This is a genomic window from Iningainema tapete BLCC-T55 (assembly GCF_014698965.1).
In the GTDB taxonomy this organism is placed as follows: Bacteria; Cyanobacteriota; Cyanobacteriia; order Cyanobacteriales; family Nostocaceae; genus Iningainema; species Iningainema tapete.
Map to the genome: position 1 here is coordinate 220,581 of NZ_JACXAE010000126.1, position 16,578 is coordinate 237,158.

A 16,578-nucleotide genomic window follows, 5' to 3' on the forward strand; every position below is an offset into this window, starting at 1 on the left:
ATATTTCTTAAAAAGAATTTACAGGAAAATTACAAGTAATTTTCCTATTTGAAGCAAATAAGGTAGCAACGATTTGTATTAACTGGTCAGGGTAAATTGGCTTAGATACATGCATTTGAAAACCTGCTTCTTGTGACAGCTTGCAATCCTTATCTGTTGCACAAGCTGTTACAGCAATAGCTGGAAGAAATCCACCGAATTTTGCCTCACGGGTTCTGACCATTTTCATCAGTGTGTAGCCATCTCCATCGGGCAGCTTAATATTACTAATAAGAATATCGGGTTGAAAGTGGTCGAGAGATTTTACAGCTTCAATCACTGACGTTACTGCCATCACCTGTGCTCCAGTTTCTTGAAGTATGAAGGTAAATAAAACCGCTATATCAGGCTCATCTTCTACAAGGAGTACTTTTAAGTCATTCAAAATGAATTCTTCATGTAAGGGCATTAACTCATTAAATCTCTCTATTTTCATGAAAAATATCTCCAATATTTTCCTAAAAATCAATAATCTTAAACACGTATTTACTAAAAACCTAACAGCTACAGTTTGCTCCTACTTCTAGCAGCAGAATGAGTTAATGTTAAATAACACTGTGATTTTGGATACGATTATAGATTCCTGTATTCCACCGCTAATAATACGTAGAGAGAAACCTCAATTATGTTGAGGTGAAGTATACACATTTACATAATTAGCTTTATGCCTTTTGAATGTGGGGGTATCGTTCGTCTAAAGTCAAGATAAAAATTAAGCTGTTTCAGGCTCCTTATAGCATATATTTACCTCTGGAAATCACCAGAGGTTTTTCTTGATTGAGTATATTGACGCAAGCAAGACACCCTTTGTCTATGCCACCTGTACTCAATTGTGTAAATGTCAAAATAAAAGCCCCCAGGAGAGAACGTGGGGGCAAATACCTAACCTACTTTATGCCAATTCACTTAACTTGTGACTATCAGTACTATATTTAAGGTAGCAGTATTATATTTACAGCAATACCCTTCCTCAGTCAGAATTTAGGTTAAGTTTGATTGTGCTGATTAATACATCATATAGTCATTTTCGGGGATTCTTCAAAAAATTAATTACGGTTTTACTCGTAGCTTCAATGCAAAGCTCTAATACGATACAAATTTCTAATCCAACTCCTAATCAAATTAATAGGCTTTATGTATTTGGTGATAGCCTCTCGGATGTTGGCAAGGTATTTCAAGCAACAAAAGGAGCCTATCCCCCTAGCCCTCCCTACTTTCAAGGACGTTATTCCAATGGTCTAGTTTGGGTAGAATACCTTGCCTCTAACCTAGCATTAACCCCTAAGCAAAACAATAACTTTGCCTATGGTGGAGCAAATACGGGAGGCGGCAGCATAAATGGAATACCGGGTTTGTTGGCGCAAGTTCAGAGTTTTACAAAGGTTCACCAAGAAGTTAATCCGAATGCACTTTATGTGTTATGGGCTGGTGCAAATGATTATCTTCATGGCGCTACCACAGATTCTACGGTATCGAGCGAAAATTTATCGAGGGCAATTCAATCCCTCTTAAAAATTGGTGCTAAAAAAATTCTGGTTGCTAACTTACCAGATTTAGGAAAGCTCCCAGCCACACGCAACAGTTTGAATTCAAGTACGCTTAGTTCTTTGACTATCGCCCATAATCTTAATTTGGCTAAGTCTGTGGATGCACTTAAGCAGGAGTTAGGTTCTGACACTCAAATCATCAAATTAGATGTCTATTCCCTGTACCAAGAAGCCATTACAGACAGGGCAAAATTTGGTTTTACGAATGTGACTAGCGCTTGTTTAAACAATACTGCTACTTGTAAGAATCCGGACAAGTTTTTGTTCTGGGATGGCATTCATCCGACAACGGAGGCTCATCAAATCTTGGCAAAAACAGCCTTAAGAGCGCTCAAAACCGAGCTTGAGCTTCCTCGTGATAAAGGAATTTAAGTGAGTTTTGGCGTTGGAACGCAATCAAGGCGATCAGGTGTTACCTAGTAATACAAAGTAAATTTCACCGAAGTTAATAACGATTAATTAATGACTCCATGAATATCTACTTCATGTAATAAAATTGTTGTTTCCGCACCAACTCTGCCTATATCTGGTTCTGGTCCCTTGGGCATTTCCACAGCATATTTCCAGGTATTGGAATCAGGCTGGTAATATAAAATAGTGCCTGCACCTCCAATAAAAGATACAAACTGATTTACGTTAAATTTGGGTGGCATGATCAATTTTGTATTCATCAATCCAGTGAAGCTCAAAACTCAAAACTAGTTGTACTGTCAAGAAACAAATTCCCTAAAGATTTTGTGTCGTCAATAGTCATTTGTGACAAAGGACTATTGACTGATGAGTGTCTTAACCAAAAAAGTGTAAAACAGACGCTCAGTGTATCTAGCTATAGCTCTTGTGATAAACTAGAACCCTTTACCTTGCTTGGTATAACAATGCCATAGTAGGCAGCGGCTGTTGCCGTCAGAGCGTTTAACCAAACATTGTTACCGAACACTGGCATTAAGCCGAACGTCGTATTAGCGAAGGGTAGCAATCCCATAATGGCGATCAAAATATAGGTAATTGCAAAACTAAGATTGAATAGACGTGTACCACTCAAGCTCGTAAAGGAGGCAATCCCCAACAAACCGACGGCGCAGTGTACAATATTGTGCAAGAAATTAGTAGGAAACAGCCCAAATACATAGCCAAATCCCATAGCATAGGCGCTAGAAGTTTGATCGGGAGGGACATAAGATGCAGTCGTTCCAGGCAATGAAACCAAACCTGGTATAAATCCAGCCACTCCTAAAAGCAAAAACACAATTCCAATGATCAAGGCACAGTAACGCTCTAGCATGTTCGCTGTGTTGATGTTTTCCATATTATTCATTACCTCAAATTTTGTACAAATCTTTACTTGATGTCAGTTGAAATCTTACGGCATTGGATGGAAGAGAAGATCGGGGAAAAAGTAGTTAAACACAGCCCAAGTAATCAACTTGTAATTATCAACACAAAATTATTATTTACCTAGCTTTCCGCGTCTGTTAAAAAAAAGCCTCTGACAAATTTCAGAGACTTAGAGATGCGGATAGTAGAAAATGGAGAGGATGACAATACTTGCTTCAGTTAGTAAAACTTAGCCAATGAAGTGAAGTACATCACGTAGTACACTATAGCCAGCCAAATCCCAAAGTAAGTATGCAAGAAAGCCAATCATAGCTAAGCGCCCATTCCACAGTTCTTGCTGCGGATTCCAGCCAAAAATCCAAGCATTACGATCAGCGCCATTGTATGCCAAGGTTTGGGAAGGTAAATTAGTAGGTTTGTTTGTACTAGATTTCATTGAAAATATTCCTCTATAACTTTGCTATGGCAATCCGAACAGATCGCATATTGTCAACGCTTTCATACTATCTATTCATCCAATCACTACTGTCTATCTAGAGTTTTAAATAGTATGCATTACTCAAGGCAGATATTAGCGTAGAGAGTACAGTATTGCTCAATACATTATTTTCTCCTTACTATTTTAAATATTTCATATTCCAAAAAAAAAGCCCCCTGCTTAATATAGGGGCTAAGACGGCAAGAGACAAAGAGGATGATACTGTATGTTCAAATTCTCAGTTTCAGTGAAATTTTTATGAGTTTTTACTACCCTGAGATAGGTCAAATGTTAAGTTTGACAGTAACCTAGACTACGTTACTTAAATTGTTGCCTGTGTCCGAAAGCGTACAGACACCAATACTTAACTTTTGTATACTACTCAAGGCGCAATAATTAGATTGTCTTTTGTAGATGTGCGATCAATCCTTAAGGCTTAACGGTTTGCGGTTACTCGTTATTGATGACGATGCCGATGCTAATGAAATACTTACCTTCCTGTTTTCAGAGGAAGGAGCAAAAATTGTAGCAGCTGCTACAGCATCTGAGGCTCTAGAAGTACTATCTCATTTTCAACCAGACATTCTAATTTCTGATATCAGATTACCAGATTATGACGGTTATTTGCTGCTTTTTAAAATCAGAAATTTGATAGCACTACAAGGAAAACAAATTCCAGCCATTGCTTTGACTGCATTTTCCGGACAGGAGTATCGCAAACGCTCAATGCTAGCTGGTTTTGACATACATTTATCCAAGCCGATTGATTTAGACGAGTTAGTCTCTGTAGTGGAGAGTCTTGTTTGTACACAACAAAGTAGCCACGCATACAAGCAAACTTAAAACTTTTCCTATCTATTGATAGTAAACAGCCCTATTAATTTTATTAAAAATGGAAAGTTAGAACAACAATAGCGGTTAAAAGATTGAAGTAACTATGGAAGACTCAAAGGAAATGAGCACCCTCTACAGTCATACCTTTGTAGAACACAAAGACTACAGAATTTTTTACGAACAAAAGCCAGAGGATAATGATCGATGGTTAATTACCATTCTCCGCTATGGCTCACCAAAGCCTGGAGCTCCTACTCTGGGTACTTATTGGTTTGAAGATCAGGAGCAAGGTATTCAGTGGGCTAAAGATGTAATTGATGCTCGCCTTAAATTCTTTGAGAAAACCAATAAATAAATATACTCTACGTTCGTAGTACCGACTAGAGCGTAGGGGCGTAGTTTATAAGGGCTGAAGCCCTTACTACAAACTTTGATTTATTTATGCCTACCTACTTATCAGTTAAAATTCGTCCGGTATAACCTGCTTGGTTGTATTGTTCTTGAACTCGTTGCGCGATCGCTCCCGAACCACCTGCTGCAACCAAAGCAACACTTGCCCCGCCAAAACCGCCACCCGTTAAACGTGCGCCGAAAACTCCGGGTGTTTTTTGCAGTATCGCCACTAGGGTATCTACTGCTGGCACTGAAACTTCGTAATCGTCGCGCTGACTGGCGTGGGAAGCATTCATCAATTCACCAAAGCGTTCCGCTGACACCCCCTGTACAGCCTCAAGCACTCGGTTGTTCTCAGTAATGACGTGTCGGGCGCGACGCCGCAGCGGTTCGGGTAATGACTCTGCCGCTTGCGGATCGGTAATGTCTCTAAGCGCTTTAACTCCTAATAGCCGTGCTGCTTCCTCACACTCAGCGCGACGCTGGTTATATCCGCTACCTGCCGCCAGGGCATGATGAACACCACTATCAATCACCAAAATTTCTGCTCCCTCTGGGAAAGGTATAACTCGACGCTCAAGGGTGCGGGTGTCCAAAAATAACATTGAATTAGTGTCAGCCAGACTCGATGCCATTTGATCCATAATGCCGCAGTTTAAGCCGGCATACTGGATTTCTGCAAGTTGTCCAAGTTGGGCAATTTTGACATCATTGATAGGGAGATTGAGCAGTTGACGCAATCCCCTAAGTGTAGCCACTTCCAAAGCCGCACTACTAGATAAGCCCACACCTATCGGTACTGTTGATTTGACGTACAAAGAAAGCGGTGGTATAGTGTGTTCTTCTTTTTTTAAAAGCTCGATACACCCAAATATATAACTGGCAAATCCTGATGGTGTATGATTGAGTTCTAAAATGCTAACTTGCTCGTCTAAATCTTCAGAATAAAAGTGGTACTGTCCATCGGCACTGAAACCTAGCTGTACGGTAGTGCGTTGGGGAATTGCAGTCGGCAGAACAAAGCCATCATTATAATCAGTATGTTCGCCAAGTAGATTTACCCTTCCTGGCGCACTGGCAGAGGCTTCAGGCGCTTGACCAAATATTTGTTGGAAGTTCATAGTGTCAGTGTACGTTGTTGAGGACAAAAAGAAACCGTTATACTATTAAATTAGTTTGTTATCTTCATTACAACCAAAATTAAACAAATTACTTTAATATAATTTTGTGTTGGAAGCAAGCCTTTAGATGTAGTATTTTACTTTTAAAAGTAGCTATGTTTACAAACTTACTTAATATTAATTCTCTCTATAGTTAGTATACAGTTAACAATATTTCACTGAAACTAAAAATGCAGGAATACACCGTTATTTTTAGAATCTTCTACTAACTTGATTTTCAAGTTAGTAGAAGGTTTTTTATCTCTAATATGAACTATGTAAAACTTAATGTATAAACAGAAATAACGAAAAAAGTCTATGAAATCACAAGAAACTCAAACAACAACTGAAAATAATTTTTCGTCAGATAATGCACCTGAAACTGAGTATTGGAATTCCAACACTAGGAAAGATGAATCGGTAACTCAAGTACAAAGGGATAATGTAATGCTCAGGAAAAATCTACCTGACATCAGATTAATCATTGGCTTAACTCTAGTTATCGGGGCATTCTTATTTGTTGCTGCCATTTACTACGGAATCATTAACCCCTAGAAAACAAATTTTAGGTGCGTTATGGCATTCGCTATAGCGCACCCTACATTTTTGTTAAGCTAAAGGCACAGGGCGCAATCTTCCCTCTACCTCCACGCTTGGAAAATTTGCATCGAAAGTCAAATTTTCCAACTTTCCATCCTGGAGAATCACAAAAGTATCTTCAACCTTTGCCCCAGGTAAACTTGGATTCCAAGCCACAGCTATCCCTTGTGCTAAAGTATCGGTAGTAGCGGGATTTGCCACGATTTCTCGCGATAAATATCCTGTAGTTCCACCTTGATGATGTTGGCAGATGGCATGATTAAATCCGTGCTGTTGATAAGCTTGAGCTAAAGTGTCATAAACTGTATTTAAAGATATTCCAGGTTGGCACAAGTTTAACGCTTGAGCTTCAATTTCGCGGACATGACGATGCAATTCGGCGTGTTCATTTGAAAGCGCACCAAAACACACAAATCGTGTCAGATTCGCATACAAACCATATCCCCTAGCGCAAAACACCAGCATTGCTAAGCGTCCCAACGGCTCATTGCTCGGTGTAGCATGGCGGTATAGCGGTAAACGCCTCTCTCCTGCTGCTAGTGTCAGCGCTGGATGCAACCCCCTTGCCCACAATGCCTCTGCACCTGCACCCGCTAACTGATATTCTGTCCAGGTAGATTTGGCGGCTTTGAGTACTTCTGTCATCGCTTCACTAGCTTTATGCCCTACTTGGCGATATCGTTCTAGCTCGCTTGACATCATTACTTTTTTATGCTGTTGTAAAGATGGGGGTAACCGCTTCTCTACATGAGGGATAGGGCGATCGCTTAAAACCTTCCCACCGTCTGTAATATCACGGACAAAAGATTCACGTATAGCAGCATCAGCCCAAGGGTTGGCATGAATCTGAAAATTAGTTGGCAGTTCTTCATCCTGTAAACGTTGCGCTTCAATTTCGTCTGTTAATACCCAAGCATCTTGTGCCGTTACCAACACTTCTGCCACTCCGGTTTCAGCGGTAAGCAACACAGTATTAGAAGCGCCTGCAGTTGCCCAAGCGAACCAGTCTGTTCCGCGTAGTCGGACACCAGACGCCTCATTTTCTGTTAAACTTTGGCGGATTAACTCCAGCTTGGTAGAAACTTCTTGACTCAAACGATTCATCTGAAATCTGCTCAAAAGTGCCTTTTATTAGTGTAGGATGTCATTTGCATCTACGTATCTAACGCCTCACTTTTCAACTGAATGGATGAGCTTGCACTTAAGCAGACATTTTCTGGTTGAAAAATAATTGCTTCTGCTGGAATCACTACTATTTGTTGCCTATGTGGGAACAGAGTTTCCCAAAGCCGACTTAGAGGCACAGAGCGCTGCTCCCCAACAAAAACCAAGGGTAGGAGGGCAAAAAGCCGCAGTCCGGCGGAGAGAGCAAATAGCGCACAAAAACCACCCATACCAGTCATCGCGCTGAAGCCACCAACGGTGATTCCCATTGCCCCAGTGACACCAGGAACCGCTGCCGCGATCGCGAAGTAAATAGATCGATTAGCTAAAGGTGCTACTCCCATCAGAAGATTGGAGCTGCACAAGTCAATTGCCGCCCAGGTTGCACCGTGGAGCAGGTGCAACAAGGGAAACCAAACCCAAAGGAAAATTGCATTGGTTCCTGCTAAGAGCCACAATAAAGGCGTTAGCGCCACCAACACTCCCACTATTACTAAAAGCGGGCGATTCCCAATTCTGTCAGCCAGCTTGCCCCAATAAACCAGCATCAGCAAGTTAGCACCAGCTCCTAAGCTGTTATAGATTGTTACCACGCTAACATCTATACGCAGTTCGTCCAGTAGGTAGAGGTTAAAGAAGGGAGCGCTGACGTTAACGGCAAAGCTCCATAGACCAGAATAAAGTAGAAACTTCAAAAAATTAGCGTCTTTGAGGAAGCTAAAAACTGCCTCCCAGCCCTCTAATTCGGCTGGTGAACTCTCAACTTGCTCTAGCTGAGGGTTCACATCAGTCATAAATAATTGACAGCCCAGACTAATTAGCCCAAGGACAATTCCTAGAACCAAGACCACACCGTAGCCTTGTAGTGTTCCACCAGGGTACTTTGATACTGCTAGACCCAACAACGGCACAGCCATGAGACTCATTAAGCTGACAGCACTATTGCGAAAGCCAAAATACCTTCCCCGCAACCGCTCTGGGACTAATGCCGCCATCCAGCTGACATAGGAAGCACGGCCCAAAGGCTCAATTATATTACTCACCCAGATAATTATTAATGTCAACTGTACCAGTTGATGCCCAGCTATATTCCATTTTCCTCCCAACCAAATTGCTAGCACAACAATCAGCCACAGCAGCCGCGACGGAAGGAAAATCCATCTGGAATATATTCTTCGGCTCTTCGTTCGGTCTGCTAAATAAGCTCCTAGCGGTTGGAGTAGATTCATCACCTGAGGAATAGAGGCGACCATACCAATTTCTAGTGGACTTGCACCTAGTTCCAGCAAGAAATTACTGAGCAACACGCTGCCGATGATACTATAAAATAGTGTTGCAAAGACACCTTCAAAAGTTAATGCCCTGAGGCTTGACCGAATTTCTCCCTTGGAAATTTTTTGAGGCGGATTTGGAAGAAGTACGGTTTCTGATATTGTCCTATGCTCTTGGATTTCTTGAAGGGGGAGAGGACTAGTTTCTATTGACATTTTATTTCTACTTACGCATGGAATGCTCGATCGCCCCCGAACCACAGTTCGGGAGGGGTTAGCGGTGGGGCAATTACAACCGCACTGGCGTTTGAAGATTAACCACCACAGCCTGTAACTCTTTTGCCTTCTCTTCTGGCAAAGCATCATTGGCAAACATTCCCGCTGCGAGTTCGGTTCCCGCCAAATACTTAAGCCTTTCGCTCGTTCTATAGGGGGGATAAAACTGGGCGTGTAAATGCGCTTCGGGATGTGCTTTGCCGTCAGTTGGTGCACCAAACCAAGCCATCAGGTAAGGAAACGGGCGATTCCACAAACCATCGTATTTGAGAGTGACAGTTTTTAATGCCAAAGCAAGTCCAAAACGTTGCTCTGGGGTAAGATCCGTAAAAGTGCTAACAGGCTTAATTGGGGCAATCCAAACTTCATAAGGGTAACGAGCGCATACAGGGACGAATGCGATCGCTTCGGAATCCTGATAAATAATCCGCTCTTTAGAGGCAATCTCCTTTTGGATCAAATCTGACAACAACCCGCGCCCATGTTGCTGGTAAAATTGCCGCTGTTGCTCCAACATTCGTGCTGGAACAGGCGGTATAAAAGGATAAGCGTATATTTGCCCGTGGGGATGGTGCAAAGTTACGCCCACCTCCACACCTTTGTTTTCAAATGGTAGCACATACTGGATTTGCGGATTTGCTCCGAGTACGCGGGTGCGATCGCCCCACACTTGCAACAGCAAATCCAGGTGTTCTAGTTCCAAAGAACCAAGGGAGGCGTCGGGGTTTTGGGTAAAAACCACTACCTCGCACGCTCCATTGGAGGGCAAAGTTTCCACGATGCTAACAGGAGCGTCATGTGCAGTCACCGTCATTGACGGAAAGCGGTTATCGAACACCGCCACGTCATAGTTTCCTTGGGGGAGTTCTGTAGGAAACTGCGGATCTTTAGTCGGTGCAAGAGGGTTATACTCTCTTGGCGGCATGAAAGTCCGTCCTTGACGGTGACTGGCATAAGCTACCCATTCCCCGCGTAACGGATGCCAGCGCAAATGGGGATTTGCTTGTACTGGCTCATTACTAGGGCTAGTGGCTGTAATATTCTCTTTGATTGGGTATCGACTGTATAAGGTTAGTTGACGCCCATCTGGCTTTAACAACTTGTGGGAGTACATAATCCTCCTGAAAGGGTTGCAGCGCGGATCGCTTCAATCGGAATTTTAGGCGTGCGATCGGCGTACAACAACCCGTTAGCTTCTTGGAAAGTATCAGTGAATTGTGTGTAACAAAATCCGCTGAACATCTCAATATTATTGATAGTTTTCAGCAGAGCGGCATATTTCATTTCTAGCTCGGAGATATTGAAGCAGCGCTCGTATCCCCAGGCTTTATCGGCATCGGGCTTGTCTTGAGGGGCATAGGCAATGCCACCAAACTCGGTCAGCATTACTGGCTGTCCTTGGTGAGGATAGTTGTCCAATGTTAGGATGCGCCCTCCGGGACGCTTGCGATCCAATAAATCTGATATCTTAACTTCAGGTCCATAGCGATGAACCAAGTGCAGCGGATTGGTATCATAGTCATGGATAGCGAGAATGTCTGTATCTGTACTTTCCCAGCCATCGTTACCAATCACTGGGCGAGTCGGATCTAGCGTCTTTGTCAAGTGATACATTGCTAAAACGTAGTTCCGGTGAGCCTGCGTCTCGACCAAATTCGGAACTCCCCAAGATTCATTGAACGGCACCCAAGCCACGATACACGGGTGGTTGACATCACGCTTGATCACTTGAGTCCACTCGTGCGTCATACGCTCCACTGCTTTAGACGTGAAACGATAGGCACTGGGCATCTCCTCCCATACTAACAGCCCTAACACGTCTGCCCAATATAAAAAGCGGGGGTCTTCGATTTTTTGGTGCTTGCGCACACCGTTAAAGCCCATTGCTTTGGCGAGTTCCACATCGCGCCGCAACGCCTCATCATCTGGTGCGGTCATTAGGCTATCATGCCAGTAGCCTTGATCGAGAACTAGCCGCAAATAGTAGGGACGACCATTGAGCATAAAGCGATCGCGCTGTATAGTCACAGTCCGCATTGCGGTATAAGATTTTACTTCATCTAGTAGTTGGTCTTTGTACCACAGTTGAAATTCAGCATTAATTAGTGTTGGTTTTTCCGGACTCCACAACAATTCATTACGGTAGTCGTCGATACCAGGATCGGAAAGGGAGATGCGGCGGCTAATCTCCCCGTTGAATACTTCATAGGTATCCTTTGCCAGCACAGTATCGCCAACACTCAGTTTGATCTTTATTTGTACGCCTTCTGGCGCATCACCTGCGATCGCAGCGTAACAACCAATTTCCCACCGCTCAAAGTCGGGAGTCCAACGGATGTGATCTATATAAGTAGTACCTACACGCTCAAGCCAAACTGTCTGCCAAATACCAGTGGTGCGTGGATACCAAATACTGTGTGGTTCTAGCTGCCAATCTTGCTTACCTCTGGGCTTGGCAAGATCGTGAGGATCATCCTGCGCCCAGACTGTCACTTTTGTGATTCCGCTGTCATTCAACACAGGGGTAATATCGATAGTGAAACCGATATGTCCACCTTCATGCTCAGCCATGTATTGATCGTTCACCCAGACACGAGCGCGATAGTCCACCGCTCCAAAGTGCAGTAGCAGCCTGCCTTCGCCTGCTGGCGTTTCAAATTCCCGCTCATACCAGCAGTTTGGATGAAATCCCGTATCCCCAATACCACTTTTGGTAGATTCCGGAGCAAAGGGAACTTCTATATCATGTGTCCATTGCCTAAGGTCGCTAGGTTGATCGCACTTGCCTTGGTCATCAAATGCGAACTTCCACAGACCGTTTAGACTTTGCCAATGCTTACGCTGCAACTGCGGACGCGGGTAGGCTGATTCTGTTATGCCTAAACTCGTCTTCATATCGGTATTAGAAGTTAGTTCAACTTCACTATTCTTTAACTCCAATAAGTTCATTGCAATATCTTCCCAACTCTTCTACAAAATGAATTTTTACAAACTCGCCTTGTTCCAAACATTTCTAGAATATTCCCCGTAGATTACCTGAATGTCACTTACCTCACAACAAACTATTCCTAGTAGTAAATGACTAAGGATATTTTGCAGTAAGCAAATGACTACAAAGCCCCCAAGGCTATGGGGGGTGTCATTTTAGGTATTCACTTCCGGCTCGTGACATTATGGCACACTTGGAGCAAATGTTTAGCGAGTAGGTTGGAAAAAATCAAATTATATTTTCGCTGCCTAATATCCAAAAACTGCTCCCATATAAACTATTTTACAGGCAAATTGATTAAATTATTATAATAACACTTGTTAGAAAAGCATGTAGCAGCGATTAATAAAGAGTAATTGCCTACAAAATAGCCGGAAACAACTATTATTGGCTTAAAATGCCAGAATTTGATAATTATTTTAGTTGGAGTGTTACCAGAGCCAATCTCAGGCATTAATTGGCAACAGTCGGATGCCGTACTCCTGGTTGAAGCACCCTACCACTACTTACCGCTACCTCTTTTGCTTGCTACTGAAGTCGTGAAGTTGGGTATTGATCCAATTAGCACCCATAGCTATACACTGAGGACAAATATCACCAAAGCCCTCGCCGCGATCGCTACAAACAATTAATCTCGCTTCTTGTGTCTGTAACAGTCGCTCGCATATTAAGCAGATTTGGTTATTTTTTAAGCTGTTACATTCAATTTGAAATTGCATACTTTCCTTGCCTAAACCAATTTTTGGCGACAATTTTGTTAAATAAAAATTTATATCTTCTTAAAAATATAAAATTATTTTGATTAACATTGCTTCTACCTAATGAATGGAATTATGTTAATTTAAGTTGTAATCAAAACCACAATTTAATCGTAATACAGCACTTTGCATATGAATGGAGTACACCCCTCCCTACCCTCCCCGATCTTCGGGGAGGGTTCGCGGTAGTGCGGGTGGGGTATTTTGTACTTCATTAAGTTGAAATCTGCTGTAAAATATCAAATCCGCTCTGTAAAGGGACAGAAATAGAATAAAGAACAACGAACTTATGCATGGGCGAACATAATTCTTATATTGGCAACTCATTCAAAGGCATACAAATAGATAAAAGCAGCGAATTGATCTACTTATAACTTTGGGAAGATAAAGTTAATAATAAAGAACGCTAATTATAAAAGTAATGTATTTAAACACAGTTTTATGGAAACTAATATTTATGGAAATATACAGGGATTAAAATCAAGCCAAATTAAAAAACTGCAACAACTTTACGAACAACGGCAACCCTCATATAGCCTAACTACGCCTGAGTTTGCCTCTACTTTGGCAGCAATCAGTGCAGAAATTCATCAACCAGTATGCTGCTATATAAATAGACGCGGACAGTTGATCCGAGTGGGGGTAGGAACGCCAATTCAAACTCAAATTCCACCTCAAGAACTGCCCCGCCATAGTACAGAACGCTTAAGCGGTATTCGTTGCATTGCAACTCAATTTAAATCAGAACCACCTGATGAAGCTGCGCTGATTACGATGGTACGCCAGCGTTTAGATGCTCTGGTGGTGCTAACCCTGGTGGGAGGCGAAGGTGGAAGACGGGGCAAACAAACCAATGGCGATATTAAAGAAGCTTTCTTAGCGCACATAGTCCCTAATCCGGAAAAACCTTGGGAGATTTCTCCTCCTTTGAGTTTAGATGATTTAACCGAGCAAGATGACGACTTAGTTGATGAATGGGAGAGAGAAATTTCTTCTTCTGCCAGTGGAATGCCATTTCAAGACACTGTATCTGACTCTGACAAAGTGCTGCTGGTGGGATTGAAGACAGATGACATTTCTCAACAGCGATTTGAAGATGGACTGCAAGAACTGGCACGTTTGGTAGAAACTGTAGGTGGGAGTGTATTGGAAACAGTGCAACAAAAGCGAAGTCGCCCCCATCCGCAAACAGTCGTCGGTGAGGGAAAAGTTGAGGAAATTTCCCTTTTGGCTTACAAACTGGGAGCTAATCTGATTGTCTTTGACCGAGATATCACCCCATCTCAAGCCCGTAATCTAGAAAACGAGATTGGCATCCGAGTTGTAGACAGAACTGAAGTCATTTTGGATATTTTCGCTCAACGCGCTCAATCGCAAGCAGGTAAATTGCAGGTAGAACTGGCGCAAATGGAATATATGCTGCCTCGGTTGCGCGGGCAAGGTCGAGAAATGTCCAGGCTAGGAGGCGGAATAGGTACGCGAGGACCTGGTGAAACTAAACTAGAGACGGAACGCCGAACGATTCAGCAGCGCATTAGCCAACTTCAGCAGGAAGTCAACCAATTACAAGCACATCGCGCCCGCATTAGACAACAACGACAACAGCAAGAAATTCCGGCGATCGCCTTAGTAGGTTACACAAATGCTGGTAAATCCACTTTGTTGAATGTGTTAACTAATGCTGAGGTTTACACGGCGGATCAACTATTTGCCACTCTCGACCCCACAACGCGAAAGCTGGTGATTACAGATCCAGAAACGAAAGAACGCAGGACTATTGTGCTAACAGATACTGTAGGATTTATTCACGAACTGCCGCCACCGCTGGTGGATGCATTCCGCGCCACCCTAGAGGAAGTGACTGAAGCTACGGCGTTGCTTCATGTTGTTGATTTGTCTCATCCAGCTTGGGAAAGCCACATTGCGAGTGTGGAGGAAGTGCTAGCAGAAATGCCTGGTGTAGAGACGCGAAATTTGAGCCAGCGCGTTGCGGGGGTTCCCCCCGTTGTAGCGTCTGGCGTCGCGTCTCTACATATTGCCTTTAACAAGGTTGATCAAGTAGATAGCGAAACTCTGGCTTTAGCTCAGCAAAAATACCCAGAAGCCGTGTTTATCTCAGCTACTCAACGCCTGGGCTTAGATACTTTACGACAGCGATTACTGCAACTGATTGACGAACCGATCGCAAGTAGAGACGCGAAAATTGAGCCAGCGCTGCATCCGGGTTTCCCTCCGTAGGCGACTGGCGTCGCGTCTCTACAGTTGAGGCAGAAAAACTGAGCAGTTAAGGCGAAATGGCGGAATTTTTCCCCCCTCGTTTCCGCTTGCAGATAGAGGAATCAAAATTCGGCAACTAATACCTTGAAAATCAGGTAGATGCACTCATTAGGTCTTAAATTTTTGCATGAACTCAACATACGACTTTCATTACTTTCAAGGAGGTTCTTTTTCCGATCTGTTTGCTCAAGACATGACGGATACACGTTATGCGCTCATCCTAAATTACCCTGCGACTGCCAGTTGGGCTGCTTATCCCAACACGAAAAAATACTTTCTTCAAGACGGCAGTAGTGAAGCCACCAAAACCTCCTTCGACAAGATTTGCCAGAAGGAAGCTTGGAAAAATTTGGCTGTTTTAGGCGATGCCCTTCCAGGAATTGTGATTATTCCACCGTCAAAGTTGCTGATTGACTACTGGCAGGAGCATTTTGGCTTCAGCTACTCCAATAGAGCGATGATGCAGTGTTCGGTTTATTTGGATGAACTCAGCCAGAGCGAGACTCCTTCCCTTCGGGACGCTGCGCGAACGGAGTCGCTTCGCGAACGCTTTGACAAACTCATCACTCTATTTCCCTTTGATCATCTCACTAGAGAAAAACACGCCGTCGATCCGGAGACTCACTACCGCTTGCTCAGCAAAGTGACGCTAGCCGAGTTGGGAGTGCAATGTCCGAAATACTCAAGCTACAATCTTCACACCACTAGTCTCGAAGACATTCAGTTACCTGAGCAATTCCCCTACTTGATCAAAACGTCTCACGGACTTTCAGGAGAAGGCACTTACATTATCAAAAGCGCCAGCGAGCTTTCCTACTGCCTTGAAGAACTGAGGAAGTATCTCGATATTAAGTTGCTCGATACGATTATTGTCTCGGAGTTTGTCAAGAATGCTGTACACAATTACTGCGTGCAGTTCTACGTCAACAAAGCGGGAGAGATAACGCTCATCGGCACTACCAGTCAACTCGTTACAGAGGAGGGCAACTATTTAGGGGGACTGATTCACTACCGTGACGACATGAGCAGGTTCAGTGAGATGATTGCCGCCATTGGTGAGTATGCTCATCAACAGGGGTATTTCGGCTTCATTGGCTTCGACGTGTTGGAAGATCGAGACGGACAGTTTTATATGATCGATGCCAATTTCCGAATCAATGGCTCAACTCCGCTCTGCTTGCAGCGCCATACTTTACTGTCCCTGGGAAAGGAGGTAGCTAAATATTCCAGTGATTACCGTATGGATGGGACATTGGACTCTATTCTAGTCACCCTAAAACCAGAACTGGAGCGCAAGGACTTTATGATTTTGTCGGCTTTGGATAAGGTCAAATACGGAAAAATCTACACCGAAATTTACGGAATCGTTACTGGGGAGACGGTCGAGGAAATGCAGCAAATCGAGCAGAACTTACATCGTAAGGGATTGCAGTGGCAATTTTAAACAACCTATAAAA

At 43.3% G+C, this 16,578-nt stretch carries 16 protein-coding genes; 7 read left to right on the plus strand and 9 right to left on the minus strand.

Features of this window, described 5'->3' with window-relative positions; all coding sequences use genetic code 11:
* Window positions 1-7 precede the first annotated feature (7 nt).
* Entirely contained in the window at window positions 8-475 is a 468-nt protein-coding gene (locus tag ICL16_RS41985; protein ID WP_202895967.1) for a response regulator, read from the minus strand.
* 637 nt (window positions 476-1,112) lie between these two features.
* On the opposite strand from ICL16_RS41985, the gene ICL16_RS41990 reads away from it, so the two are divergent.
* Window positions 1,113-1,958 (plus strand): SGNH/GDSL hydrolase family protein, encoded by an 846-nt coding sequence (locus ICL16_RS41990; protein ID WP_190838114.1) that lies wholly within the window; start codon window positions 1,113-1,115, stop codon window positions 1,956-1,958.
* A gap of 83 nt (window positions 1,959-2,041) precedes the next feature.
* Here the strand turns inward: ICL16_RS41990 and ICL16_RS41995 are convergent, their stop codons facing one another.
* From ICL16_RS41995 to ICL16_RS42005, 3 genes are all read right to left on the minus strand, one after another.
* Window positions 2,042-2,257: a hypothetical protein gene (locus ICL16_RS41995; RefSeq protein ID WP_190838116.1), complete on the minus strand. Its 216-nt coding sequence runs from the start codon at window positions 2,255-2,257 to the stop codon at window positions 2,042-2,044.
* Window positions 2,258-2,412: 155 nt separating this feature from the next.
* The gene (locus tag ICL16_RS42000; RefSeq protein ID WP_190838118.1) at window positions 2,413-2,892 is read right to left on the minus strand and encodes a DUF4383 domain-containing protein; all 480 of its coding nucleotides are present in this window, start codon (window positions 2,890-2,892) and stop codon (window positions 2,413-2,415) included.
* 258 nt (window positions 2,893-3,150) lie between these two features.
* Window positions 3,151-3,357, minus strand: a complete 207-nt coding sequence (locus ICL16_RS42005; RefSeq protein ID WP_190838120.1) for a chlorophyll a/b-binding protein — start codon at window positions 3,355-3,357, stop codon at window positions 3,151-3,153.
* 456 nt (window positions 3,358-3,813) lie between these two features.
* Between ICL16_RS42005 and ICL16_RS42010 the strand changes: the two genes are divergently transcribed.
* On the plus strand, window positions 3,814-4,242 hold the full coding sequence (locus ICL16_RS42010) for a response regulator (RefSeq protein ID WP_190838122.1): 429 nt from the start codon (window positions 3,814-3,816) through the stop codon (window positions 4,240-4,242).
* A 94-nt stretch (window positions 4,243-4,336) separates the two neighbouring features.
* A complete protein-coding gene (locus tag ICL16_RS42015; protein WP_190838125.1) occupies window positions 4,337-4,588 on the plus strand; it encodes a hypothetical protein in 252 nt (83 codons plus the stop codon).
* Window positions 4,589-4,682: 94 nt separating this feature from the next.
* Here the strand turns inward: ICL16_RS42015 and galK are convergent, their stop codons facing one another.
* Window positions 4,683-5,747, minus strand: a complete 1,065-nt coding sequence (gene galK, locus ICL16_RS42020) for a galactokinase (protein ID WP_190838127.1) — start codon at window positions 5,745-5,747, stop codon at window positions 4,683-4,685.
* Between the two features lie 357 nt (window positions 5,748-6,104).
* On the opposite strand from galK, the gene ICL16_RS42025 reads away from it, so the two are divergent.
* The gene (locus ICL16_RS42025; RefSeq protein ID WP_190838129.1) at window positions 6,105-6,341 is read left to right on the plus strand and encodes a hypothetical protein; all 237 of its coding nucleotides are present in this window, start codon (window positions 6,105-6,107) and stop codon (window positions 6,339-6,341) included.
* Between the two features lie 54 nt (window positions 6,342-6,395).
* Here ICL16_RS42025 and ICL16_RS42030 read toward each other — a convergent pair whose 3' ends face one another.
* From ICL16_RS42030 to ICL16_RS42045, 4 genes are all read right to left on the minus strand, one after another.
* A complete protein-coding gene (locus ICL16_RS42030) occupies window positions 6,396-7,490 on the minus strand; it encodes a M24 family metallopeptidase (protein ID WP_190838131.1) in 1,095 nt (364 codons plus the stop codon).
* Between the two features lie 50 nt (window positions 7,491-7,540).
* Window positions 7,541-9,037: an MFS transporter gene (locus tag ICL16_RS42035; protein ID WP_190838133.1), complete on the minus strand. Its 1,497-nt coding sequence runs from the start codon at window positions 9,035-9,037 to the stop codon at window positions 7,541-7,543.
* Window positions 9,038-9,110: 73 nt separating this feature from the next.
* Window positions 9,111-10,211: a galactose-1-phosphate uridylyltransferase gene (gene galT, locus ICL16_RS42040; RefSeq protein WP_190838135.1), complete on the minus strand. Its 1,101-nt coding sequence runs from the start codon at window positions 10,209-10,211 to the stop codon at window positions 9,111-9,113.
* Window positions 10,190-12,046 (minus strand): glycoside hydrolase family 2 protein, encoded by a 1,857-nt coding sequence (locus tag ICL16_RS42045; RefSeq protein ID WP_190838138.1) that lies wholly within the window; start codon window positions 12,044-12,046, stop codon window positions 10,190-10,192. The genes galT and ICL16_RS42045 overlap by 22 nt, the downstream gene beginning before the upstream one ends.
* A 447-nt stretch (window positions 12,047-12,493) precedes the next feature.
* Here ICL16_RS42045 and ICL16_RS42050 point away from each other — a divergent pair, with 447 nt between their 5' ends.
* From ICL16_RS42050 to ICL16_RS42060, 3 genes are all read left to right on the plus strand, one after another.
* Entirely contained in the window at window positions 12,494-12,718 is a 225-nt protein-coding gene (locus tag ICL16_RS42050) for a hypothetical protein (protein WP_190838140.1), read from the plus strand.
* Between the two features lie 567 nt (window positions 12,719-13,285).
* On the plus strand, window positions 13,286-15,082 hold the full coding sequence (hflX, locus tag ICL16_RS42055) for a GTPase HflX (RefSeq protein WP_190838142.1): 1,797 nt from the start codon (window positions 13,286-13,288) through the stop codon (window positions 15,080-15,082).
* Window positions 15,083-15,248: 166 nt separating this feature from the next.
* On the plus strand, window positions 15,249-16,565 hold the full coding sequence (locus tag ICL16_RS42060; protein ID WP_190838144.1) for an ATP-grasp domain-containing protein: 1,317 nt from the start codon (window positions 15,249-15,251) through the stop codon (window positions 16,563-16,565).
* Window positions 16,566-16,578 lie beyond the last annotated feature (13 nt).